A 20,062-nucleotide genomic window follows, 5' to 3' on the forward strand; every position below is an offset into this window, starting at 1 on the left:
AGCCATTTTTAGTATATTCAAAATCCTTTTTTTGCCTGCTTAGAATTAATTGTTCGGCTTTCATTTCGTCAACATCAGTTTTATAAGCCAAGCCATTTTCGTGAAGTTTTTTGACCTTGTCAATATTGTTGGCAAGAATTGCATTTTGTATTTCCAATTGTTTCAGCTGTTCCTCAATTAGCAATACGCCAAAATAAAGTTGATTCACTCGCGAGCGCAAGTCATAAAGCGAAACTTCTACCGAAGCTTTATCAACATTTGAAGAAGCTTCTACAATCTTTTTTGCGTTTTAGTTGCGCCGCCATCCCAAATTACCTGATTTACTTGACCAAGTCCGATAAATTTAAATTTACTGTCGTTTCCAGAGTTCCCCATAGTTGGAAAATCGCCAAAAACATAACCTTCAATTGCTGTTACACTTATTTGAGGCAGATACGCTTTATTAGCATTGCTCAAGGTATATTCTTTGCTTTTTTCAATCAGTTCGTATTGTTTGATTAAGGGATAATTTTCAACTGCAAGCTTGTAGCTTTGGTCAATTGTCAAAGTCTGTGCTGAAACAACATTCATAAAGGATAGCAATCCTATATATTTAAGTACGTCTAATTTCCTCATATTACATAAATAAACTAGCTTTAATAAATCCATTAAACAGCTGAAAACATAGCTTTTATCCAAATCGGAATTTTCTTTTTGCGCTCTTGCATCAAGTTATTGAAATCTGCTGTTTCCAAATTTCGGCTTCCCATAATAATAGGTTTGGCGATAAATGGAAAAACGACCAACCCTAAAATATTCATCAAAAAATGAAGCGGATTTGGTTCCGAAATCTCTTTATTCTTCACAGCTTCCTGAAACTGCTTTATAAAAACCGATTCGTTTACAATTTCTTTGATTGGCAATTTTTTTAAAAGCCCTTCAGGATTATTTCGAATCTCAGTAAGAATGAATGTTGGAATTTCTGGTTCGGCGCTAATAAAATCAATATATCTTTCGGCAATTATGATGACTTTTTGTTCCAAAGAAGTTTTTTCCTCATTCAAAATCACTTTCATACTCCCAACAAAACCAGCGAAAGTTTCTGTCATTATCAGTTCAAAAAGTTTGGCTTTACTTCTAAAATAATAATTGAGCAAAGCCAAATTCAGACCAGCTTCCTCGGCTATATCTCTAGTTCGTGTTGAAGCAAAACCTTTTTTATAAAAGACTGTTTTTGCCGCAGTTTTAATTTTTTCTTCTGTAGTTGTATCCTTCTTTTTAGATTCTGAAGTACTCATTTCAAATAATTTACAGCAAATATAAATCATTTTTAGATATGTTAAACAACTTTTTTAATCATTTGATTAAAAAAGTTGTTTAATACTATTTCACTGAAAAATAGTATCTTTACTTTATATTGTTTTCAGTTATTGCCTTTTATCGATTAAAAAGAAATTTACTCAATAACCTAATTTCTATCGTATTGTATATGAAAAACAATTTTACTTGGATTTATATTCTTTTGCTTCCAATTATGCTATTTGCACAAGAAGGTCAAAAAAAGAAATCAACCAGCAACTTCAAACCTGGGTTTCTATAAACAGCGTTACTAAATTTGCTGATCATTGGGGAATTATTGGCGATTTTCATATTAGACGAAACGACTTTGTTTCCGATCCGAGTTTTTATTTTATAAGAGGCGGTTTAAGCTACATTCCGAATTCAAATGTTTCCGTAAATGCAGGATATGCGCATATGTGGCTGGCGCCGTCAAATCCAGACTGGAGTACATTTGCAGATGAAAACAGAATTTATCAGCAGGCACAATTAAATACAAAAATGGGAAATGTGAGTATCTTGCAACGTTTGAGAAATGAACAGCGATGGCAGGAAAAAATAGTTGATGACAAACCAAGCGGAGATTGGCGTTTTACAAATAGAATACGCTATTTAGCGAGTTTTACTTTCCGAATTTCCGATAAAAAATCTTGGCCATCAATGGTGCTTTCTGATGAAATCCTTTTGCATTTTGGAGAAGAAGTCGTTTATAATACTTTTGATCAAAACCGATTTTTCATCGGAATCAAAAAAACAATCAATCCAAAATGGAGTTATGATTTTGGATACATGAATGTTTATCAGCAAAAATATTCAGGTTATCAATATGATATGAATCATACCATTAGATTGTTTTTTTACTTGAATACCAGCATCCGAAAAAAGCACCTTCAACGACTGAAAATTCGGGTGACGAATAATTTTTTCGAGAACTAATTCTAAACAAAAAACGCTACTGAATTAGTTTTCAATAGCGTTTAAAAAATTTTATTTTTTATCAATTTTATAAAGTCGGCCTTGATCAGTAACGGCATAAAGAGCGCCGTCACTGCCTTGTGTAATATCTCTGAATCGCTGATTTTCGGAAGCCAAAAGTCTTTCCTCTCCTACTACTTTATTATTCTCAATAGCAAGCCTTACAATATGCATTCCGCTCAAAGCTCCAATAAATAAATTATTTTCCCATTCTGGTACACGATTGCCACTATAAAAAGTCATACCGCTTGGAGAAACCACCGGATCCCAATAATAAACAGGTTGTTCCATACCGCTTTGTTGCTGAATTCCCGCTCCTACTTTTTCACCACTATATTCAATTCCGTAAGTAATTGTCGGCCATCCAAAATTTGCTCCCGCTTTTAGCCTGTTAATTTCATCCCCTCCACGCGGGCCATGTTCACTTTCCCAAATGTCGCCAGTAACAGGATGAAGTGCTAATCCTTGCGGATTTCTGTGACCAATCGAATATAATTCTGCCAATGCACCACTTCCTGTAAAAACAGGATTTCCAGATGCTGGTTGTCCTTCTTTTGTTAATCGCACCACTTTTCCAAGACCAGAAGAAACTGATTGTGCCAATGGTCTAGTTTCTAAAACCGAACGCTCTCCTGTACTTACAACAAGATTTCCCGTTTTATCAAAAAGGATTCGGCCACCATAATGAAGATTACTTGAATTTGCGGGTTTTGCACGATAAATCACCGTTGCACCTTCAATCGTTTTTTCATCAGCAGAAAGTTTTCCTTTGGCTACAGCCGTATTATTTCCGCCAGTAGTTGCTTCTGAAAAAACCCAATAAATCATTTTATTTGATGCAAAATCAGGATCTAGGCACAAACCTAATAATCCGCCCTGACCAGAAGGATTAACTGCTGGAAGTCCAGTAATTGGACTACTGACTACGCCGGCTGTAGTTACAATTCGCATTTGCCCTGCTTTTTCAGTAATTAAAAGTCGGCCGTCCGGAAGCATTTTCACTCCCCACGGGCTTGCTAAAGTACTTGTGATAACTTTACCTTCAAAACTGGTATTTGTTTTAATTCCGTTAATTCGGGTTTGTCCTTCAAATGCCGGTTTATAGGCACTGTTTGGTGCATTTGTTTCCACTGGATCAGTCACCGTGCCGGGATCTGATGGAGTATCTTTATCATTGGAACAACTGTTACAGCTTAAAGAAATCGAAAATATTGCGAAGAGCGCTAATAAGCAGGTTATCTTTTTCATCTTATTTGATTATTTAAAATTAAAAATAGTTTTGGGTAGCATTATCCAAATTTCTTAAATAAAATCAGATTTGATTTACATAATTTCTATCATAACTTATAGAATTACATGTTATAACGTTGAAAATGTGCTTTCTATTTCAAGAATTAAAAATCTAATTAAAAGTAATCAATTAATTTTTTTAAATTAGTTTTAAAATTAAATGCTATGACCAAACTAACCAAAGAAGACATAAGCCAAGAAGTATTTGACTTATATGATGATTATGCTCACAATAAAATTGACCGCAGAATATTTATTGAGAAATTATCCATTTTTGCGGTTGGGACATTGACACTTCCATCGCTTTTAAGCTTTATGACGCCAAATTATGTTGATAGCATTTTGGTTCAACCAACTGATCCAAGATTAAAAACGGGTTATATCAATTATGATTCTCCGAAAGGTGGCGGAAGCATTAAAGGACTTTTGTCTCAGCCTTCCGAAACCAAAAAGAAACTTCCGGGCATTATTGTAGTTCACGAAAATCGCGGACTTAATCCTTATATTGAAGATGTTGGGCGAAGAGTCGCTATCGAAGGTTTCATTACACTTGCGCCTGATGCATTATCGCCATTAGGCGGTTATCCCGGCAATGACGATGCGGGACGCGAATTGCAAAAGAAACGTACACGTGAAGAAATGCTGGAAGATTTTATTGCCGCATACGAATATTTAAAAGCGCATAAAGACTGTAATGGCTATGTTGGCGTAGTCGGGTTTTGTTTTGGAGGCTGGATTTCGAATATGATGGCGGTAAAATTACCCGATTTGAAAGTCTGCGGTTCCTTATTATGGTGGACAACCAACTGCCGAAGAAGCCGAAAAAATCAAAACACCATTGCTCTTACATTACGCCGGCCTTGATACGCGCGTAAATGAAGGATGGCCAGCATTTGAACAAATCCTAAACAAAAATAAAGTCGAGCATACGGCTTATTTTTATCCTGGAGTCAATCATGGTTTTCATAACAACACAACACCCCGATATGATGAAGCAGCGAGCAACTTTATCGTGGACAAGAACTATAGATTTTTTCAAACTGAAACTAAAAAAGAAATAATTTTTCAAAACAAAAATAATCTGAGCTTTTGCTTTAAAATTATTGTAAATTTGGACTATCCGCTTAATTACTTTTAAACAAAAACTACTGGTCCAGATGTTGCGTCCTTGGCAATTCGAAATTCAACTAGATAAAAAATCAGATAAAGCACTTTATCTGCAAATTGCCGATGCGGTTATAATTGCTATAAAATCAGGGAACTTAACCGCTGGCAATGCTTTGCCTGGAAGCCGGAAACTTGCCGAATTATTAAATGTAAACCGAAACACAGTTGTTGAAGCTTTAGATGTTTTAATTGCTGAAGGCTGGCTTATGTCAATTGACAGAAAAGGCACTTTTATTGCAGAACTGCCAACGGATCTAAAAGCGACAAAACCTGAAAAGAAATCACTGCTAAATAAAGAGGAACCAAAACCTTACCTTGTTTTTGATGATGGACTTCCAGACAGCCGTCTGGCTCCTATGAATGATTTGGCGCGTGCTCACAGAGAAATTTTCAAAAGAAAATCACGCTGGCAAATAATGGGTTACAGCAATGAACTTGGCGATATTGAATTTCGGAAAGCAATGGTTCAAATGCTGAATTTTAAGAGAGGCCTCAACATTTCATCAGATCAAATTTGCATAACGCGCGGCAGTCAAATGGCGATGTATTTGGCTTCTCATTGTCTTTTTACAAAAGGAGATTTTGTTTTGGTCGAAAATCCTGGTTACAAACCAGCTTGGGAAACGTTTGAAAATGCCGGCGCTACTTTGCTTCCTGTAAATGTGGAAACTGATGGTGCAAATATGGAAGAAGTCGAAAATTATCTCAAAAAATACAGTACAATTAAGGCCATCTATGTAACACCTCACCACCAATTTCCTACTACTGTTACCATGAGTCTCAAAAAAAGACTAAAACTTATTGAACTTTCTAATCAGTACGGCTTTACAATTATAGAAGATGATTATGACAATGAATTTCATTTTGGACAGCGCCCTATTCTTCCTATTTCCAGTTACGGCAGTGTTCAAAATTTCATTTACATTGGCACATTAAGCAAAATAATTGCTCCTGCATTGCGTATTGGTTATCTGGCAACCTCTTCTGCAAACATAGAAAAAGTGGCAAAACACCGAAAAATAATTGATGTTCAAGGCGATAATATTATGGAAGAAGCTGTTTTAACTCTTATCAATGAAGGTCAGATAAAACGGCATCTTAAGAAAGCGCATTTAATTTACAAAGCCAAAAGAGATTATTTTGAAAGTCTTTGCCAGCAACATCTTCAAGAGAAAATTACCTATATAAAACCAGAAGGCGGACTGGCTTTTTGGATTGTTCCAAAATCCGATATTGATCTGGAATCAGTTTGTGAAAATTTGTATTCCAAAGGAATTAAGATAATGAGTCCGGAAAAATTCAGTTTCAAAACTCCGATACATGGTTTAAGACTTGGTTATGCTTCACTTACTGAAAATCAAATGGAAGAAGGCATTATCGCCCTTTCTAAACTTTTATAGCAAATTATTTAATAGCATAAAGACCCAAATCCCCACATTTGGAATCTTTATGCCTTTAAAATTAGTTAATTGCAGTTTTCCATTTCAATTATTGAAAAACCATTTTCTCTAATTTGATTTTCAATTTCAATAGGAGCTTTATCAATATGACAAAAATTGCATTCTTTTGAAGTTAAAGGCTGACCTTCCTGCGCTACTGATTTAAGATAAGTTCTTCCGAATTCAAAAACCTGATCCGCATCATCTGTATTTTCGTCAACCAAAATATCAAAATGCATAATTTTACCGTCTTTTCGGGTTACATAAGTATCCCATACTGCTACTTTCATAATTGTATGTTTTAAAATATTTTTTCAATGTTTTTATTACTGCAAATTTATCACAGCTTTCAATTTTACATCTCATCCAGTTTTTTGATTTATGCATAGTTACTGGTCCAGTTCAAAATCAAGTTTTAATCTGGACTATTATAAATAAACAAAACTGGCTTTCCTAACACATCCAGATAAATGTAATTTTGTTTCTATGAAAGAGGATATTATTTTTAATTTGAAACAAGTTCACCAACGTATCGAAAACGCCTGCAGACTTTCTGGCCGAAATGCTTCAGATGTCAAGCTTTTATTGGCAACTAAAACCGTTTCGGCAGATAAAATCAAGATTGCGATTGAAGCCGGCGAAACCTTGATTGGCGAAAACAAAATGCAGGAACTTCGCGATAAAGATGAAGCTTTAAAACAACTTGATATTGAGCGTCATTTTATTGGACATTTACAAACCAATAAAATAAAAGATGTTTTAAAATACGCCACTTGCATTCAATCCATTGATCGTCTAAATCTTGCGGAAGAATTAGACAAACAATTGCAGAAAGAAGGCAGAAATATTGATATTTATGTTCAGGTCAATACTTCTTTTGAAGAAAGCAAATTTGGGCTTCCGCCTGCTGAAGTGATTTCTTTCATCAAGAAAATAAAACAGTATGATTCTTTGAAAATTAAAGGTTTAATGACAATTGGTTTATTAGATGTTGAAAAAGAAAAAATGAGGCCTTCACTTAAATTATTAAGAGAAATCAGGGATGAAATATATGCCGAAAAAATTCTCAAAATCAATGATTTGAAACTTTCAATGGGAATGTCGCAAGATTTAGAACTGGCAATTGCCGAAGGTTCAAACTTGGTCAGAATCGGAACTTCGATCTTTGGAAACCGATTTTTAGGCAAAGAAATTTGGAATGAAAATATTGCAGAATAAACTTTAATTTTGCGAGCAAATAATTTTGAAATGAGTCTACACGAGCTTACCATACAGGATACCGAAAAAATTGTTATTGAAAATCTTTTTTTCAGCGAAGAAAACAAGGCAGTTTTAGAGCAAGTAATAAAAGAGCATATATATATTGAAGAATTAAAAAATACAATCTTCCTGTTGATAATAAAATATTGCTTCATGGTCATTCTGGATGTGGCAAAACTACTACCGCAAAAGCCATTGCAACTGCTTTGAACAAAGAAATTATTATTGTGAACCTCAGCACAATTATTAATGCAAAAATTGGCGAAACTTCTCGAAATGCAAAAGCTCTTTTTGATAAAGCGACGAGAGAAAATGCGGTTTTATTTTTAGATGAATTTGACCAAATTGCCAAAAGTCGTGAAAATGATGATAAAGATGTTGCCGAAATGAAACGTCTAGTCAATACTATTATTCAGTTGATTGATTATTTCCCAACAAATTGCCTGTTAATTTGTGCCACTAATTTTTATAATAGCATTGATACTGCATTGCTGAGAAGATTTCAAATCAAATTAAAATTTGAAATGCCAAGCAACAAACAATTGGATTTGTATTATGATAAAATTCTAAACATCTTCCCTATTCATTTTCAAGATATTCCGAGAAAATATGCCATTTCATATGCCGAAGCGAAAGATTATGTTCACACCACGATGAAAGGATTAATCATCGCCGAATTGGAACATTTGAAGAAACAAAAAGTCTAGGTATCTTAACCACTCTCATTATATCACAATTTAACCCAAAAAATTGAATTAAAATAAAGCCATTTTAATCCTTTTGTAGTACTTTTATCGCTAATTAGAATTTTAATTTTCTTATAAATCCCAAATTTACAAGACTTTAATCTTGCTCTATTTTTTTAGAGTTCAAATTAAAATTATGGCAGTTTCTTATAAAAGGCTTCATATCTGGATGTTCTTGTTCATTTCATTTTCTACGCTGGCTCAGCTTGAAAATAGAAAGAAAACATTTGTGCATAAAAATACTGTCGTAAGCCAAGAAGAAAAAACCATTAAAGATTTGTATGCCTTGTACAATAAAGGCAACGAAAAAAAGGCATATCTCAAAGCACATTCTTTACTAAAATCGCCCTCAAGCAATCGTTCAACGGCATCTGCAAACTTACTTTTAGCGTATTATTTCAACAAAAGAGCGCTTGTAGATTCTTCACTTTACTACACTCGACAAGCTTTAAAATTCAATACGATTGTTAATGATTCGCTGAAAAACAGACTTTTCAGTTTGGGCTATAATCTAATGGCAATCAATTACAAAAAGCGCGGTTTGCTCGAAGAAAGCAAAAAATGGCATATTAAAGGAATTGAAGCTTCGCAAAAATACAACGAGAAAAATCTTTATTACACTCATACGCACGGTTTAGCAAAAACATACAGTGATTTGGGCGAATACAAAAAAGCGCTTGAATTGTTTAAAAAGTGTTTGGAATACAAAGAAGACGAAGAAATCATTCTGGGAAGCTACATTAATATTGGCGATATTTATTCGGAATTGAAGGAATATGATAATGCAAATTCATATTACAAAAAAGGACAATTGCTTTGCGAAAAAACCAATAATAATCAAGGTCGAGCAGTTATTTTATTGAGTTTAGGAGCCAATTTTCAATTGCAGAATAATTCAATCGAGGCTTTGAAAATGTACAAAAATGCAGTTGCAATAGCTGACAAAAGCGAATTGAATCAACTCGCTGTAATTGGCCGAGGAAATATTGCTGATATCTATATTGATCAGAAAAAATACAACGAGGCCAAACTTATTTTTTCTGAAGGAATTCAGAAAGCCGTGCAATTTGGATTATTGCAAGATCAAGTTCATTTTTATGATGAACTTCGAAAAATTGCTATTGCGCAAGACGATTATAAAAACGGTTATAATTACTTGGAAAAATCAAATCAGCTTAAAGATTCCATCAATGAACTTCAAAAAATCAAGGAGATTAATGAACTGGAAGTCAAATACCATACTTCTGAAAAAGAAAAAGCCATAAAACAGCTGGAATTTGAAAACGAAACCAAAAAACTGACTTTGGCCAATCAGGCGCAAGCCATTAAAAACATGAGCCTTAAGGAAGAAATTACTAAGAAAATCAACGAAAATACGATTTTGTTTTTTCAGAATTCGGCCGATAAAAAACGCAATGAAATTTCACTTCTGAAAAAAGATCAGCAATTAAAAGCGCTTGAAATTTCGCAACAAAAGAAAAATAGGGCTTTTACAATTTTAGCTTTTCTGATTGTTTTAATTCCGATTGCAGGGCTTTCTTTTCAATACCGAAACCGCTTAAAAAATCAACGTTTGCTGAATGCGAAACAAATTGAAATCAGCGCGCAAAGAATCAACGGAATTTTGAAAGAACAAGAATTGAAATTGATAAAAGCGTCAATAAGTGGTCAAGATAAAGAGCGTGAACGAATTTCGCAGGAACTTCATGACAGCATTGGCGGTAATCTTGCGGCTATAAAACTGCAACTTAACAACCTGAATCAATCGAATTTAAAAAATATCGAAAACCTCAGCGCGCAACTTGATGAAACCTATCAACAGGTGCGAAATTTGGCACATAATCTGATTCCGAAGAAATTCAGCAATCATAAATTTTGCGAAGTCTTAGAATCTTATTTGACGAATATTAGCGAAGCAAGCAAAATCAAAATAGCGTTTACTTCCTATCCAAAAACTGCTATAAATCAAATGGATGAAACCATCCAGATTGAAACTTTCAAAATTGTCCAAGAACTTTTGACCAACACCATAAAACATGCAAAAGCTTCAAATGTTGAACTGCAACTCAATCTCATCGATCAATCTTTGAATATTTTATTTGAAGATAATGGCATTGGTTTTAATACTGAGAATTATTCTCCAGGAATTGGTTTTATTAATTTAGAAGCTAGAATTGCAAAACTGAACGGAATTTTTGCTTTAGATTCAAAACTAAAAAGAGGAACAATTGCCAATATTGAAATTCCGATTTTGGACCAATCCACTGTCAAGAAAAATCCAGTTCAAGGAATTCAGATAAAAAATCAGCTGATTAATTAAAAGGCAAACCCAACCAAAATACCACTTACAATGAAAAAAATCAACCTGCTTATTGCCGATGACCACACAATGTTTTTACAGGGAATTGTTTCTTTATTGGAACAAGAATCTGAAATCAATATTGTTGGAAAAGCTGTAAACGGAATTGAAGCTTTGGAAAAAATAAAAACTGAAAATCCTGATTTAGTGATTCTCGACATCAGCATGCCAGAAATGGACGGAATTGAATTGAGCAAAATTTTGAAAAAAGATTTTCCTCAAGTAAAGATTTTGGTGGTCAGCACGCACAGCAACGTGAAAATAATTTCGAGATTGATTCGAATTGGTGTAAATGGATATTTATTGAAAAATGCCGAAAAATCGGAATTGTTGAAAGCAATTCAAACAATTGCTTCGGGCGAGAATTATTTTTCGGAAGAAACGGAAGAAAAACATCTGGCCAATCATTTGAAAATTGAAAAACAAGTTTCGATTTTGACTGAACTAAGTTCGCGTGAAAAAGAAATTTTGGTTCTGATTGCACATGAATACAATACTGCCGAAATCGCCGAAAAAACTTTTATCAGTTTGAATACTGTAAATACGCATCGTCGCAATTTATTGTCAAAATTGAATGCGAAAAATACGGCTGGACTTGTAAAATATGCGGTTGAAAATGGTTTGGTTGATTAAATTTAAACCTTTTAGATCTCTATTTTTATTCAACACAACGTTTTGTCATTTCTGTAAAAGTCACTTATTTCGGTAACGGATTTATCATTTCAATTGGCTTTTTTCCATCGATTCCCTGATGTGGTCTTTCGTGATTATAATAATATAAATATTGTAATAATTCTTCTTTTAGCTCTTCTTGAGAATCAAAATCCGTGTCTCTTAATAAATCGTCTTCCAGAGTTCTCCAAAACCGCTCTACTTTACCATTTGTCTGTGGACGGTAAGGTTTTGTATATCGGTGCACGATTCCTAATTCCATCAGCATTCTTTCAAATGGATGGTTATTTTTGACTTTGCTTGTTTTAGGTCCAAATTCAGCTCCATTATCAGATAATATCTCTTCAAATTTTATTTCATAATGACTGCTTAGGATGTTTAAGCATTTTAATGACGCAAACATCACTGTTAAACTGGTAATGTCTGGAACTAATTCTGCCCAGGCAATCCGGCTGTAATCATCAATTACACAGACTAAATAGAGTTTTTTATTTTCTCCACGAATTATGCTTTTACTTAAATAATGACAATCAATATGACCCAGCTGTCCCATTCTTTCCTTGATTATTTTCTGATGATTCTTTTTAATCTTCGGAGTTAATCTATTTATTTTATGCCTTTTTAAAATATTATAAACTCCAGAATATGATGGTGCATGTTTTCCTAATTTGGGATTTAAGATACTAACAATTTCATATTTGTTGTTTCCTTTTTCTCTTAATTCGATTACTTTTTGTTCTATAAAAGGCAAAGGACGTCGGGTTTTATATTTTGGACCTCGCTTTTGAGGCAATAGATCCTGAGATTTCCCACTCTGTTTATAGCGATTATAATACTTTAAGAAACTTTTTCTGCACGTGTCATTTGCTGTGTAAAAATCCATCGCCTTTTTATAAAGTGGATGAGTTTTGTTTTTCACCTGCTCATATTCTTTTATCAAGAAACGATATTTCTCTAAATAGTTCCTCTCTAATGTACAATCTTGACTATTATTTCTCATCGTAACAAAATTTATTAAATTTAAATTTTGTTACCGAAATATCTAACCTTTACAATTTCGACGAAGGAGAAATCTTTGCAAGTAACTCCGTTCCTATAAGCCAATCTTTGTAGAGCTTCTCGTGAAGATTTCTCCTTCGTCGAAATGACAATATTGTGCTTAAGTCATGCCTATATAAGATTAATTTAATTTACCAATAGCTTAAACTTGAGACTTAGAGCTTTGGAACTATGTGTTAGAAAATTGCGTTCAAAGAACTAATTTTATTCAAAACCTTCGCCAAATCTGTAATTCAAAACCAAACCAAAAGTATCCGGAATCACTACATTTTCAAAAGATTTATTGTAAGTGCAAATAATTCTCAAGTTTTCGTTTAAATGAAAACCCGCTAAAAGATTTAAGGTATTTGATGTTCGATAACCTCCTCCAAATTCCAGTTTGTTTTTATAATTTACCAAAATATTAAAATCGGCTTGAAAAGGTGCTCCTTCAACATATTTCAATAAAAAACTCGGGTTAATTAATACTTCTTCAAAACGATTTGTAAAAAATCTATAACCGAAATAACTATAATAAGCATTCTGCAAATTGGTATTGTTTTTTGAATTGAAAGTACTGCTCAACACATTTGGAGCTGAGACTCCGAAATAAAGGGCATCTTTATTATACAAAAAACCAAGTCCGAGTGTCGGTGTAACACTATGTACATTTTCCTGAAATTCAGGATCATTTTCTAAACCCAATTGCGTTAGATTTTCATTGTAAATCATTGCTCCCGCTGTAAGACCAAACGAAATGACATTAGGGTCGTATGCCCACCATTTTCCATATTTATAATCCGAATCAAATTTGATTTTATAGGAATACGAGGTAAAAATAGTCGTCGTATTTGTCACTCCAATTTGATCGTTCGAAATTCCGCCTGCCAAACCTATTTTTTCATTCCAAGAAAGTGTATTAATAGAAAGATCAAAATTCTTCGGACTTCCGTCAACAGAATTAAAGTAACCATTTGTTGTCATCACAATATCAGTATCTGGATAATAACCCGCATGCGCAGGATTTATTAAAACTGCATTATAATTGTAACTTGAAAAAACTGGAGTTTGCTGGCCATAAGCGCCATCTATAAATATAATAATGATGAATAAGGCTATAAATATATTGAGTTTATTTTTCATGAATTAACGTTTTAAAACAAGGTAGCCCTTGGTTTTCTTAAAATGATTAGGCTGATTGACACGGATTTCAAAGAAATAAGTTCCTTCTGGAAGTTCGTTGGCTCCTAGTTTTCGACTTCTGTTTGCAATTCCGGTAAATACGTTTGTGGAGTTGTTATAATTATCCATTTGGAAAACCAGATCTCCCCAACGGCTGTAAATCAAAACCTGATTCTGCGGATATTGTGTAATATCATCAATTTCCCAGAAATCATTTATTCCATCGTTATTTGGTGAAAAGCCATACTTTGTTTCGTCTTTATCCAATGGCGTTACTGTAATCGTAACCTCATCTGTCGCTTCACAACCTTGTGCATTTTTAAAATTTACCGTATAAGTTGTTGTTTCAGATGCAAAAAATGACGGATTCGCGATTTTGCTATTGCTTAATCCTTTTGAAGGCGACCAAGAATACGTTCCTGATTCTAATGCCATCCCATCCAAAGTTACTAATTGCCCTTCTGTTGTTTCTTGATCTTCTCCTGCATCGACAACTACGGGATTTGATTGGATTTTAAAAGAACATTTTTTTAAATTATAGCTTTTGTCAACGGCTTTTATTTCGACAATCATTCCTTCTATAAAAGCACTTCCAGGATTTGGCGATTGTGTTACCTCTGGATTTGAATCGAAATTGTCAGTTACCGTAATCATTTTGGTGAAATCAGGAATCACTTTAGTATTACAAGACACGAACTGATCTAAAAGACAAGAGAAAACTGGCGCTTCATTATCTTGCACGACATTAATGATAAAGGAACAGCTTTTAGAATTTCCGCTATTGTCTGATGTTGACATCACAACACTCATTCCGTTTGTGATTGGAGTTCCCGGGCTCGGCGTTTGTGTAACTGTCAAACCTGAATCGCAATTATCTGTCACGGTAATCATTGAGCGATAATCTGGTAGAAGTGTTCCTGCATTTAGATTTTGATTTCCAATGCAAGTTATAACCGGCGCAATACCATCTGCGGAAGCGTTAATAACAAAACTACAATCTGAATAATTTCCCGAAATATCAGTTGCGGTTAATTTTACCGTCATTCCCGATGTAAAAACACTTCCCGCGACTGGACTTTGCGTAATTGTTGGCGAGGCATCGCAATTGTCAATTGCTGTAACTAAAGGTGTATAATCTGGAATTACACTACCACATGACAATTCTTGATTGCCGAGACACGTAATTACAGGCTTGGTCACATCTGCGGAAGCGTTAATTATAAAGCCGCAATCGGAATAATTTCCTGAAGCATCTGTTGCTGTAATTGTTATGGACATTCCAGATGTAAAAGCAGTTCCTGGAACTGGATTTTGAGTCAGAATTGGCGAAGCATCGCAATTATCTGTAACTGAAATTAGGTTTCTATAATCTGGAATTGTGCTGTTGCAAGCTAATGTTTGGTTTCCGATGCAAGTGATTACTGGTTTTGTAACATCTGCGGAAGCGTTGATTATAAAACTGCAATCGGAATAATTTCCTGAAGCATCTGTTGCTGTAATTTTTATGGACATGCCATCAACAAAAGCAGTTCCCGCAACTGGATTTTGAGTCAGAATTGGCGTAGCATCGCAATTATCTGTAACTGAAATTAGATTTCTATAATCGGAAATTGTGCTGTTGCATGCTAATGTTTGGTTTCCGATGCAAGTGATTACTGGTTTTGTAACATCCGCGGAAGCTTTAACGATAAAACTACAATAAGAATAATTTCCTGAAGCATCTGTTGCTGTAATTGTTATGGACATTCCATCAACAAAAGCAGTTCCTGCAACTGGATTTTGAGTCAGAATTGGCGAAGCATCGCAATTATCTGTAACTGAAATTAGGTTTCTATAATCTGGAATCGTGCTGTTGCAAGCCAAAGTTTGGTTTCCAATGCAAGTGATTACTGGTTTTGTAACATCTGCGGAAGCGTTAACTATAAAACTGCAATCAGAATAATTTCCTGAAACGTCTGTTGCTGTAATTGTTATGGACATTCCATCAACAAATGCAGTTCCTGCAACTGGATTTTGAACCAAAACTGGTGATATGTCACAATTATCTGTAACTGAAATTAGGTTTCTATAATCTGGAATCGTGCTGTCGCAAGCTAACGTTTGGTTTCCAATACAAGTGATGACCGGTTTTGTAACATCCGCGGAAGCGTTGACTATAAAGCCACAATCAGCATAATTTCCTGAGGCATCTGTTGCTGTAATTGTTATGGACATGCCATCAACAAAAGCAGTTCCTGCAACTGGATTTTGAGTCAGAATTGGCGAAGCATCGCAATTATCCGTAACTGAAATTAGGTTTCTATAATCTGGAATCGTGCTGTTGCATGCTAATGTTTGGTTGCCAATGCAAGTGATTACAGGTTTTGTCACATCCGCGGAAGCGTTGATTATAAAACTGCAATCAGCATAATTTCCTGAAACGTCTGTTGCGGTTATGGTAACTGTCATTCCTGCTGTAAAAGCAGTTCCCGGTGCAGGATTTTGTGTGTAAACAATTGTTCCTGCGCAATTATCATTCGCCGTTACAAAACTTCTGTAATCTGGCAAAACACTTCCGCAAGCCAAAGTTTTATTTCCTGTACATGTAATTACTGGTTTTGTAACATCTGGCGTCGCGTTATGAATAATGAAATCACAAAAAGATGAATTTCCAGATTCGTCTGTATATTTGATATGAACTGGCATCCCGTCATAAAAAGGCGTTCCGTCAGCCGGCGTCATTTCATAATGAACCGTTTCACTGCAATTATCGGCAAGATTCATCATGGGATCAATTGCATAATTTGGTGTTACATCTCCACAATTTAAAGTTACGTTTGTTGGACAAGTAAATGTTGGCGGTTCTGTATCAGCTCCTGAAGCTGTTAGCGTAATACTGCAATGGCTTTCATTTCCTGCATCATCTTTTGCTGTAAAATTAATTTGCATTCCGTCGAAAAAAGTCGAACCTGCGCCCGGAAATTGAGTAACATCAATGCTTGTATCAATATCATCTGAAACAATAAGCTGATTCAAATAATTTGGAACCAAAGAGCCACAAGCCAATTGTTGATCTCCAGGACATGTTATGCTCGGTGGCAAAATGTCACTACCCGCTGAAATCGTAAAAGTGCAGGTTTGAAAATTCGTTTTGGCGTCAGTTGCTTTTAACGTTATCGTTTGTGTCCCTCCAGCATAAATAGTTCCTGGAAGCGGTGTTTGTTCAATTAAAGGATTTGGATCGCAATTATCGGTCACGGTTATTGTCGCTTTGTAATCCGGAATTGCATCTCCTATATTTAAGCTCTGATTTGTCGGACAATTTGTAATTACTGGCTTTTCATTATCCTCGATTTTCTTTCCAAAAAGTACATAAGCAAAGCCCGGCAGATTATTTGGCACAATAGTATATCGTGCCAATTTAGTTCCAACAATTACATCATCAATACCATCATGATTCACATCGCCGGCATAATTCATATCGTCAGGATATGAATATGGCACATACATATTTATATAATCTTTTGTTGTAAAAGCACTTACGTTAACAGTTGCAGTCCAGGTGCTTTTTCCATAATAAATGGCAACACTGTTATTTGATCGCACCAAATAATCATCAAAGCCATCATTATTGAAATCGCCTCCACCAGAAAAAACATCACTAGCACTAGTATTCAGAAATTTAAATCCGTTTGTTCCATTAAGATCTTTTAAATCAATTAATGCCGGAAAAGAATTTTTACCAAATAAGATGTAATCTCCATTTATTGCCATATCGTTTAATCCGTCGCCATTGATATCACCTGCTTTCTTAATTCCGATGCTTTCAGACAAAGGCGAAACCGAATTTTCGATTGCAAAACCATTTGTCCCGTTTAAACTCAGTGTGTTCAAAACTGCAGGAAAATTAGATGAACGTCCAAAAACCACAAACTTTCTAATTTCGGCCGAATCATCTCCTGTTCCAATTCCGATATCCTGAATTCCGTCGCCATTTACATCGCCAAGACCCGAAATCATTCGCCCTACTTTTCCTTGAGAAGCATCTCCTTGAATTATAAATCCGTTAGTTCCGTTAATTTGATTGGTTCGTAGAACGGCCGGAAAAGGCGAATGTGAGCCATAAACTACAAAAACATTTCCGGTAGTTGTTCCGTAGCCGTTGTCAATTGTTGCCAAATCATCAATGCCATCACCGTTAATGTCTCCTACATTTGTGACATCAATTCCAATTGCCGAGTAACCGTTTACACCAATTAAGGCAAAACCGTTTGTTCCATTTAATGATGACAAAAGAATTTCTGAAGGAAAACCAGATGCTTTTCCAAAAACGACGTAAACATGTCCAACTTCATTTCCGTATGTAGTATGCCTGTATGGATCACTAATCATAAAATCGGCTATTCCATCGCCATTGATATCTCCTGCCGGACCAACATCATAACCCGTTAGAGGAAAATTAGTTTGTGGCAAATCGTTTGTGATTTTAAAGCCATTTGTTCCATTCAACAAAGCCAAATCAATGTTTGGCGGAAAACCAGAAGCTGTTCCATAAACTACATAACCTGCACCGTTTATTGTTCTGTAAATATTATTGTAAGGACCACTTGCCGACTGATATTCGCCTGGAGCACCAATTATAAAATCGGCTATTCCATCTCCATTAACATCACCAGCCGTATTGACGCTCGCACCTGCAAGACCTGAGGATTGTTCTCCATAAACTGTAAAACCTAATGTACCATTCAAATCTGCTGTACTTAAATAAGCCGTTTTGCAATCAAATACTGGAGTATTAGTTTTAAGTTTTACTAAGAAAGTACAGGAACTGACATTTCCTGATTCATCTTTAACGGTAATCGTTACATTAGTATTTGCTGTAAAAAGCGTTCCTTCTGGAGGATTTTGAGTAAAAACCAAATCATTTACATCTGTACAATTGTCTGAAATCGTACCTAAAAAATGAACATAATTTGGCAATGTAGCATTTGCATACAATTCCATTCCGGTAGGGCAATTTATTACGGGCAGAACAGCATCTTTACGATCAAATTTTTCTCCATAAAAAACATATGCGTTTCCTTTGATGTTGAAAGTAGCGCTCATTCCAATAGAACCTACAACAAAATCATTTGTTCCATCGGCATTGAAATCGCCTAGACCACTGGCATCGGCACCAAAAACATAAAACGAGTAATAGTTTTCGTCATTAAAAACCTGATAACCTTTTGCATCTAAAATTTCATTATTGCCAATAATGCCTGCCGCGGTTGTTCCCCCAAAAACAACATATGCGGCACCATTATTCGCTCTTCCGCCTTTTTTGGCGGTTATTATAATATCATTTTTTCCATCATTATTTATATCTCTGACCGAATTTACTTTGTATCCAAAATTTTCATTAGCCACTTTTCCTTGAAAAATTACTGCATTAGATGCATTTAATGAACTGTTAGAAAAAGTAGATGCAAACGGAGTATTTTTTCCGAAAAGCACAAAAGCCTCCCCTGCTTGCGAAATTCCATTCACGGTTTTCCCATATCCTCCAATCAATACATCATCAATACCATCAGAATTAAAATCTTTAACGCCTGCAACCGAAGCTCCTAAATAATTATAATTTCCAGTTCCAGTAATCACAAAACCTTCGGTAGCGCCCATTGTATCCAAACTATATAAAGCGGCATAAGGTGTGCTTTTCCCAAACCAAACTACCGCTCTTCCATTATTTGTAAAACCGCCATCGCTAAAACTAGGAAGTCCAAAAATTAAATCGTCTATTCCATCGTTATTAATATCGCCAGCATTGCGTCCGACAACATTCGGGCCTAAAAAAGTAATATGATAACCATTAATAATGAATCCGTTAACCCCATTTAAGGCCATTGTATTCAAATTTGTGAGTCCGCTTTTTCCAAAAACGATAACGTAGTGAACATAAAATCCGCCATCAATAGTCAAAAGCACATCGCTGATTCCGTCATTATTTAAATCGCCAGCGTTGCTTAGATCTACAATATCTGTGTATGTAGAAGAATCAACTAAAAATGCGGCGCTGTTTGAAGTATTTAAATCTGTTCTGTTATAAAGTGGTAAAAATGGCGAAGAAGATCCGTAAAAAACAAATGCTGTAGCTTGATTTCCAAATTCGCTTCCAATAATAATATCGTCAATTCCATCATTATTTAAATCGCCTGCATCACTTATTACAGCACCTAATCGCTCATTTGCAACAACACCTCTTATTACAAATCCGTTTGTACCATTAAGCGTTGTCACATCAAAAGTGCTTATTGAAAGTCCGGCTTTTCCGAAAATAATGTAGATTTCCCCAACGTTCGAATTTCCGCCAAAATCTACATTTGGAGCACCAATCATTAAATCCTCAATTCCGTCGTTATTGATATCTCCGGCGCTTTTTACACTTTTTCCAAAATCATCTGCTCCAGCTTTTCCTTCTGCAGAGAAACCATTAAATCCGTTTAAACTTGATTTGGGAATTTGCGGACAGCCGTTCTGACCATAAGAAAACAATATTCCCGAAAAGAAAATTATGCTAAAAAACTTGAGTATTTTATCGAAGACAATTGTGTGATTTTTCATTCTCCTGCTATATGTTTTACCTCTTTTCATAAAGG

General features: G+C 35.0%; 11 protein-coding genes and 3 pseudogenes. 7 read left to right on the top strand and 7 right to left on the bottom strand.

Annotated elements, in window-relative coordinates:
- Nucleotides 1-31: 31 nt before the first annotated feature.
- Nucleotides 32-648 (bottom strand): annotated as a pseudogene (locus tag ACQ9BO_RS18405) (TolC family protein); the annotation flags it as partial.
- Nucleotides 648-1,277, bottom strand: a complete 630-nt coding sequence (locus ACQ9BO_RS18410) for a TetR/AcrR family transcriptional regulator (RefSeq protein ID WP_431241914.1) — start codon at nucleotides 1,275-1,277, stop codon at nucleotides 648-650. The pseudogene ACQ9BO_RS18405 and the gene ACQ9BO_RS18410, both read right to left, overlap by 1 nt.
- Before the next feature lie 208 nt (nucleotides 1,278-1,485).
- Here ACQ9BO_RS18410 and ACQ9BO_RS18415 point away from each other — a divergent pair, with 208 nt between their 5' ends.
- The gene (locus ACQ9BO_RS18415) at nucleotides 1,486-2,253 is read left to right on the top strand and encodes a DUF2490 domain-containing protein (RefSeq protein WP_431241915.1); all 768 of its coding nucleotides are present in this window, start codon (nucleotides 1,486-1,488) and stop codon (nucleotides 2,251-2,253) included.
- Between the two features lie 51 nt (nucleotides 2,254-2,304).
- On the opposite strand, the gene ACQ9BO_RS18420 is transcribed toward ACQ9BO_RS18415, so the two are convergent.
- Nucleotides 2,305-3,540, bottom strand: a complete 1,236-nt coding sequence (locus ACQ9BO_RS18420) for a PQQ-dependent sugar dehydrogenase (RefSeq protein ID WP_431241916.1) — start codon at nucleotides 3,538-3,540, stop codon at nucleotides 2,305-2,307.
- A 207-nt stretch (nucleotides 3,541-3,747) separates the two neighbouring features.
- On the opposite strand from ACQ9BO_RS18420, the pseudogene ACQ9BO_RS18425 reads away from it, so the two are divergent.
- Both ACQ9BO_RS18425 and ACQ9BO_RS18430 read left to right on the top strand, forming a co-directional pair.
- Nucleotides 3,748-4,643: pseudogene (locus ACQ9BO_RS18425) on the top strand (dienelactone hydrolase family protein).
- A gap of 96 nt (nucleotides 4,644-4,739) precedes the next feature.
- Nucleotides 4,740-6,149, top strand: coding sequence for a PLP-dependent aminotransferase family protein (locus ACQ9BO_RS18430; RefSeq protein ID WP_431241917.1), 1,410 nt, complete (start codon nucleotides 4,740-4,742; stop codon nucleotides 6,147-6,149).
- 65 nt (nucleotides 6,150-6,214) lie between these two features.
- Here the strand turns inward: ACQ9BO_RS18430 and ACQ9BO_RS18435 are convergent, their stop codons facing one another.
- A complete protein-coding gene (locus ACQ9BO_RS18435; RefSeq protein ID WP_431241918.1) occupies nucleotides 6,215-6,478 on the bottom strand; it encodes a DUF2024 family protein in 264 nt (87 codons plus the stop codon).
- A 196-nt stretch (nucleotides 6,479-6,674) separates the two neighbouring features.
- Between ACQ9BO_RS18435 and ACQ9BO_RS18440 the strand changes: the two genes are divergently transcribed.
- The 4 genes and pseudogenes from ACQ9BO_RS18440 to ACQ9BO_RS18455 all read left to right on the top strand — a co-directional run bounded on the left by ACQ9BO_RS18440 (nucleotide 6,675) and on the right by ACQ9BO_RS18455 (nucleotide 11,186).
- Nucleotides 6,675-7,406 (top strand): YggS family pyridoxal phosphate-dependent enzyme, encoded by a 732-nt coding sequence (locus ACQ9BO_RS18440; RefSeq protein ID WP_431241919.1) that lies wholly within the window; start codon nucleotides 6,675-6,677, stop codon nucleotides 7,404-7,406.
- Between the two features lie 30 nt (nucleotides 7,407-7,436).
- Nucleotides 7,437-8,155, top strand: a pseudogene (locus ACQ9BO_RS18445) (AAA family ATPase).
- Nucleotides 8,156-8,330: 175 nt separating this feature from the next.
- Nucleotides 8,331-10,514, top strand: a complete 2,184-nt coding sequence (locus ACQ9BO_RS18450; protein WP_431241920.1) for a tetratricopeptide repeat-containing sensor histidine kinase — start codon at nucleotides 8,331-8,333, stop codon at nucleotides 10,512-10,514.
- A 30-nt stretch (nucleotides 10,515-10,544) separates the two neighbouring features.
- A complete protein-coding gene (locus ACQ9BO_RS18455; protein ID WP_431241921.1) occupies nucleotides 10,545-11,186 on the top strand; it encodes a response regulator in 642 nt (213 codons plus the stop codon).
- A gap of 64 nt (nucleotides 11,187-11,250) precedes the next feature.
- On the opposite strand, the gene ACQ9BO_RS18460 is transcribed toward ACQ9BO_RS18455, so the two are convergent.
- The 3 genes from ACQ9BO_RS18460 to ACQ9BO_RS18470 all read right to left on the bottom strand — a co-directional run bounded on the left by ACQ9BO_RS18460 (nucleotide 11,251) and on the right by ACQ9BO_RS18470 (nucleotide 20,027).
- On the bottom strand, nucleotides 11,251-12,225 hold the full coding sequence (locus tag ACQ9BO_RS18460) for an integrase core domain-containing protein (protein ID WP_431241922.1): 975 nt from the start codon (nucleotides 12,223-12,225) through the stop codon (nucleotides 11,251-11,253).
- Nucleotides 12,226-12,488: 263 nt separating this feature from the next.
- Nucleotides 12,489-13,406, bottom strand: coding sequence for a PorP/SprF family type IX secretion system membrane protein (locus tag ACQ9BO_RS18465; RefSeq protein WP_431241923.1), 918 nt, complete (start codon nucleotides 13,404-13,406; stop codon nucleotides 12,489-12,491).
- 3 nt (nucleotides 13,407-13,409) lie between these two features.
- Nucleotides 13,410-20,027, bottom strand: coding sequence for an HYR domain-containing protein (locus ACQ9BO_RS18470; RefSeq protein ID WP_431241924.1), 6,618 nt, complete (start codon nucleotides 20,025-20,027; stop codon nucleotides 13,410-13,412).
- Nucleotides 20,028-20,062: the final 35 nt, after the last annotated feature.

Origin of the sequence: Flavobacterium sp. P21 (genome assembly GCF_050632225.1) — a bacterium.
Classification (GTDB): domain Bacteria; phylum Bacteroidota; class Bacteroidia; order Flavobacteriales; family Flavobacteriaceae; genus Flavobacterium.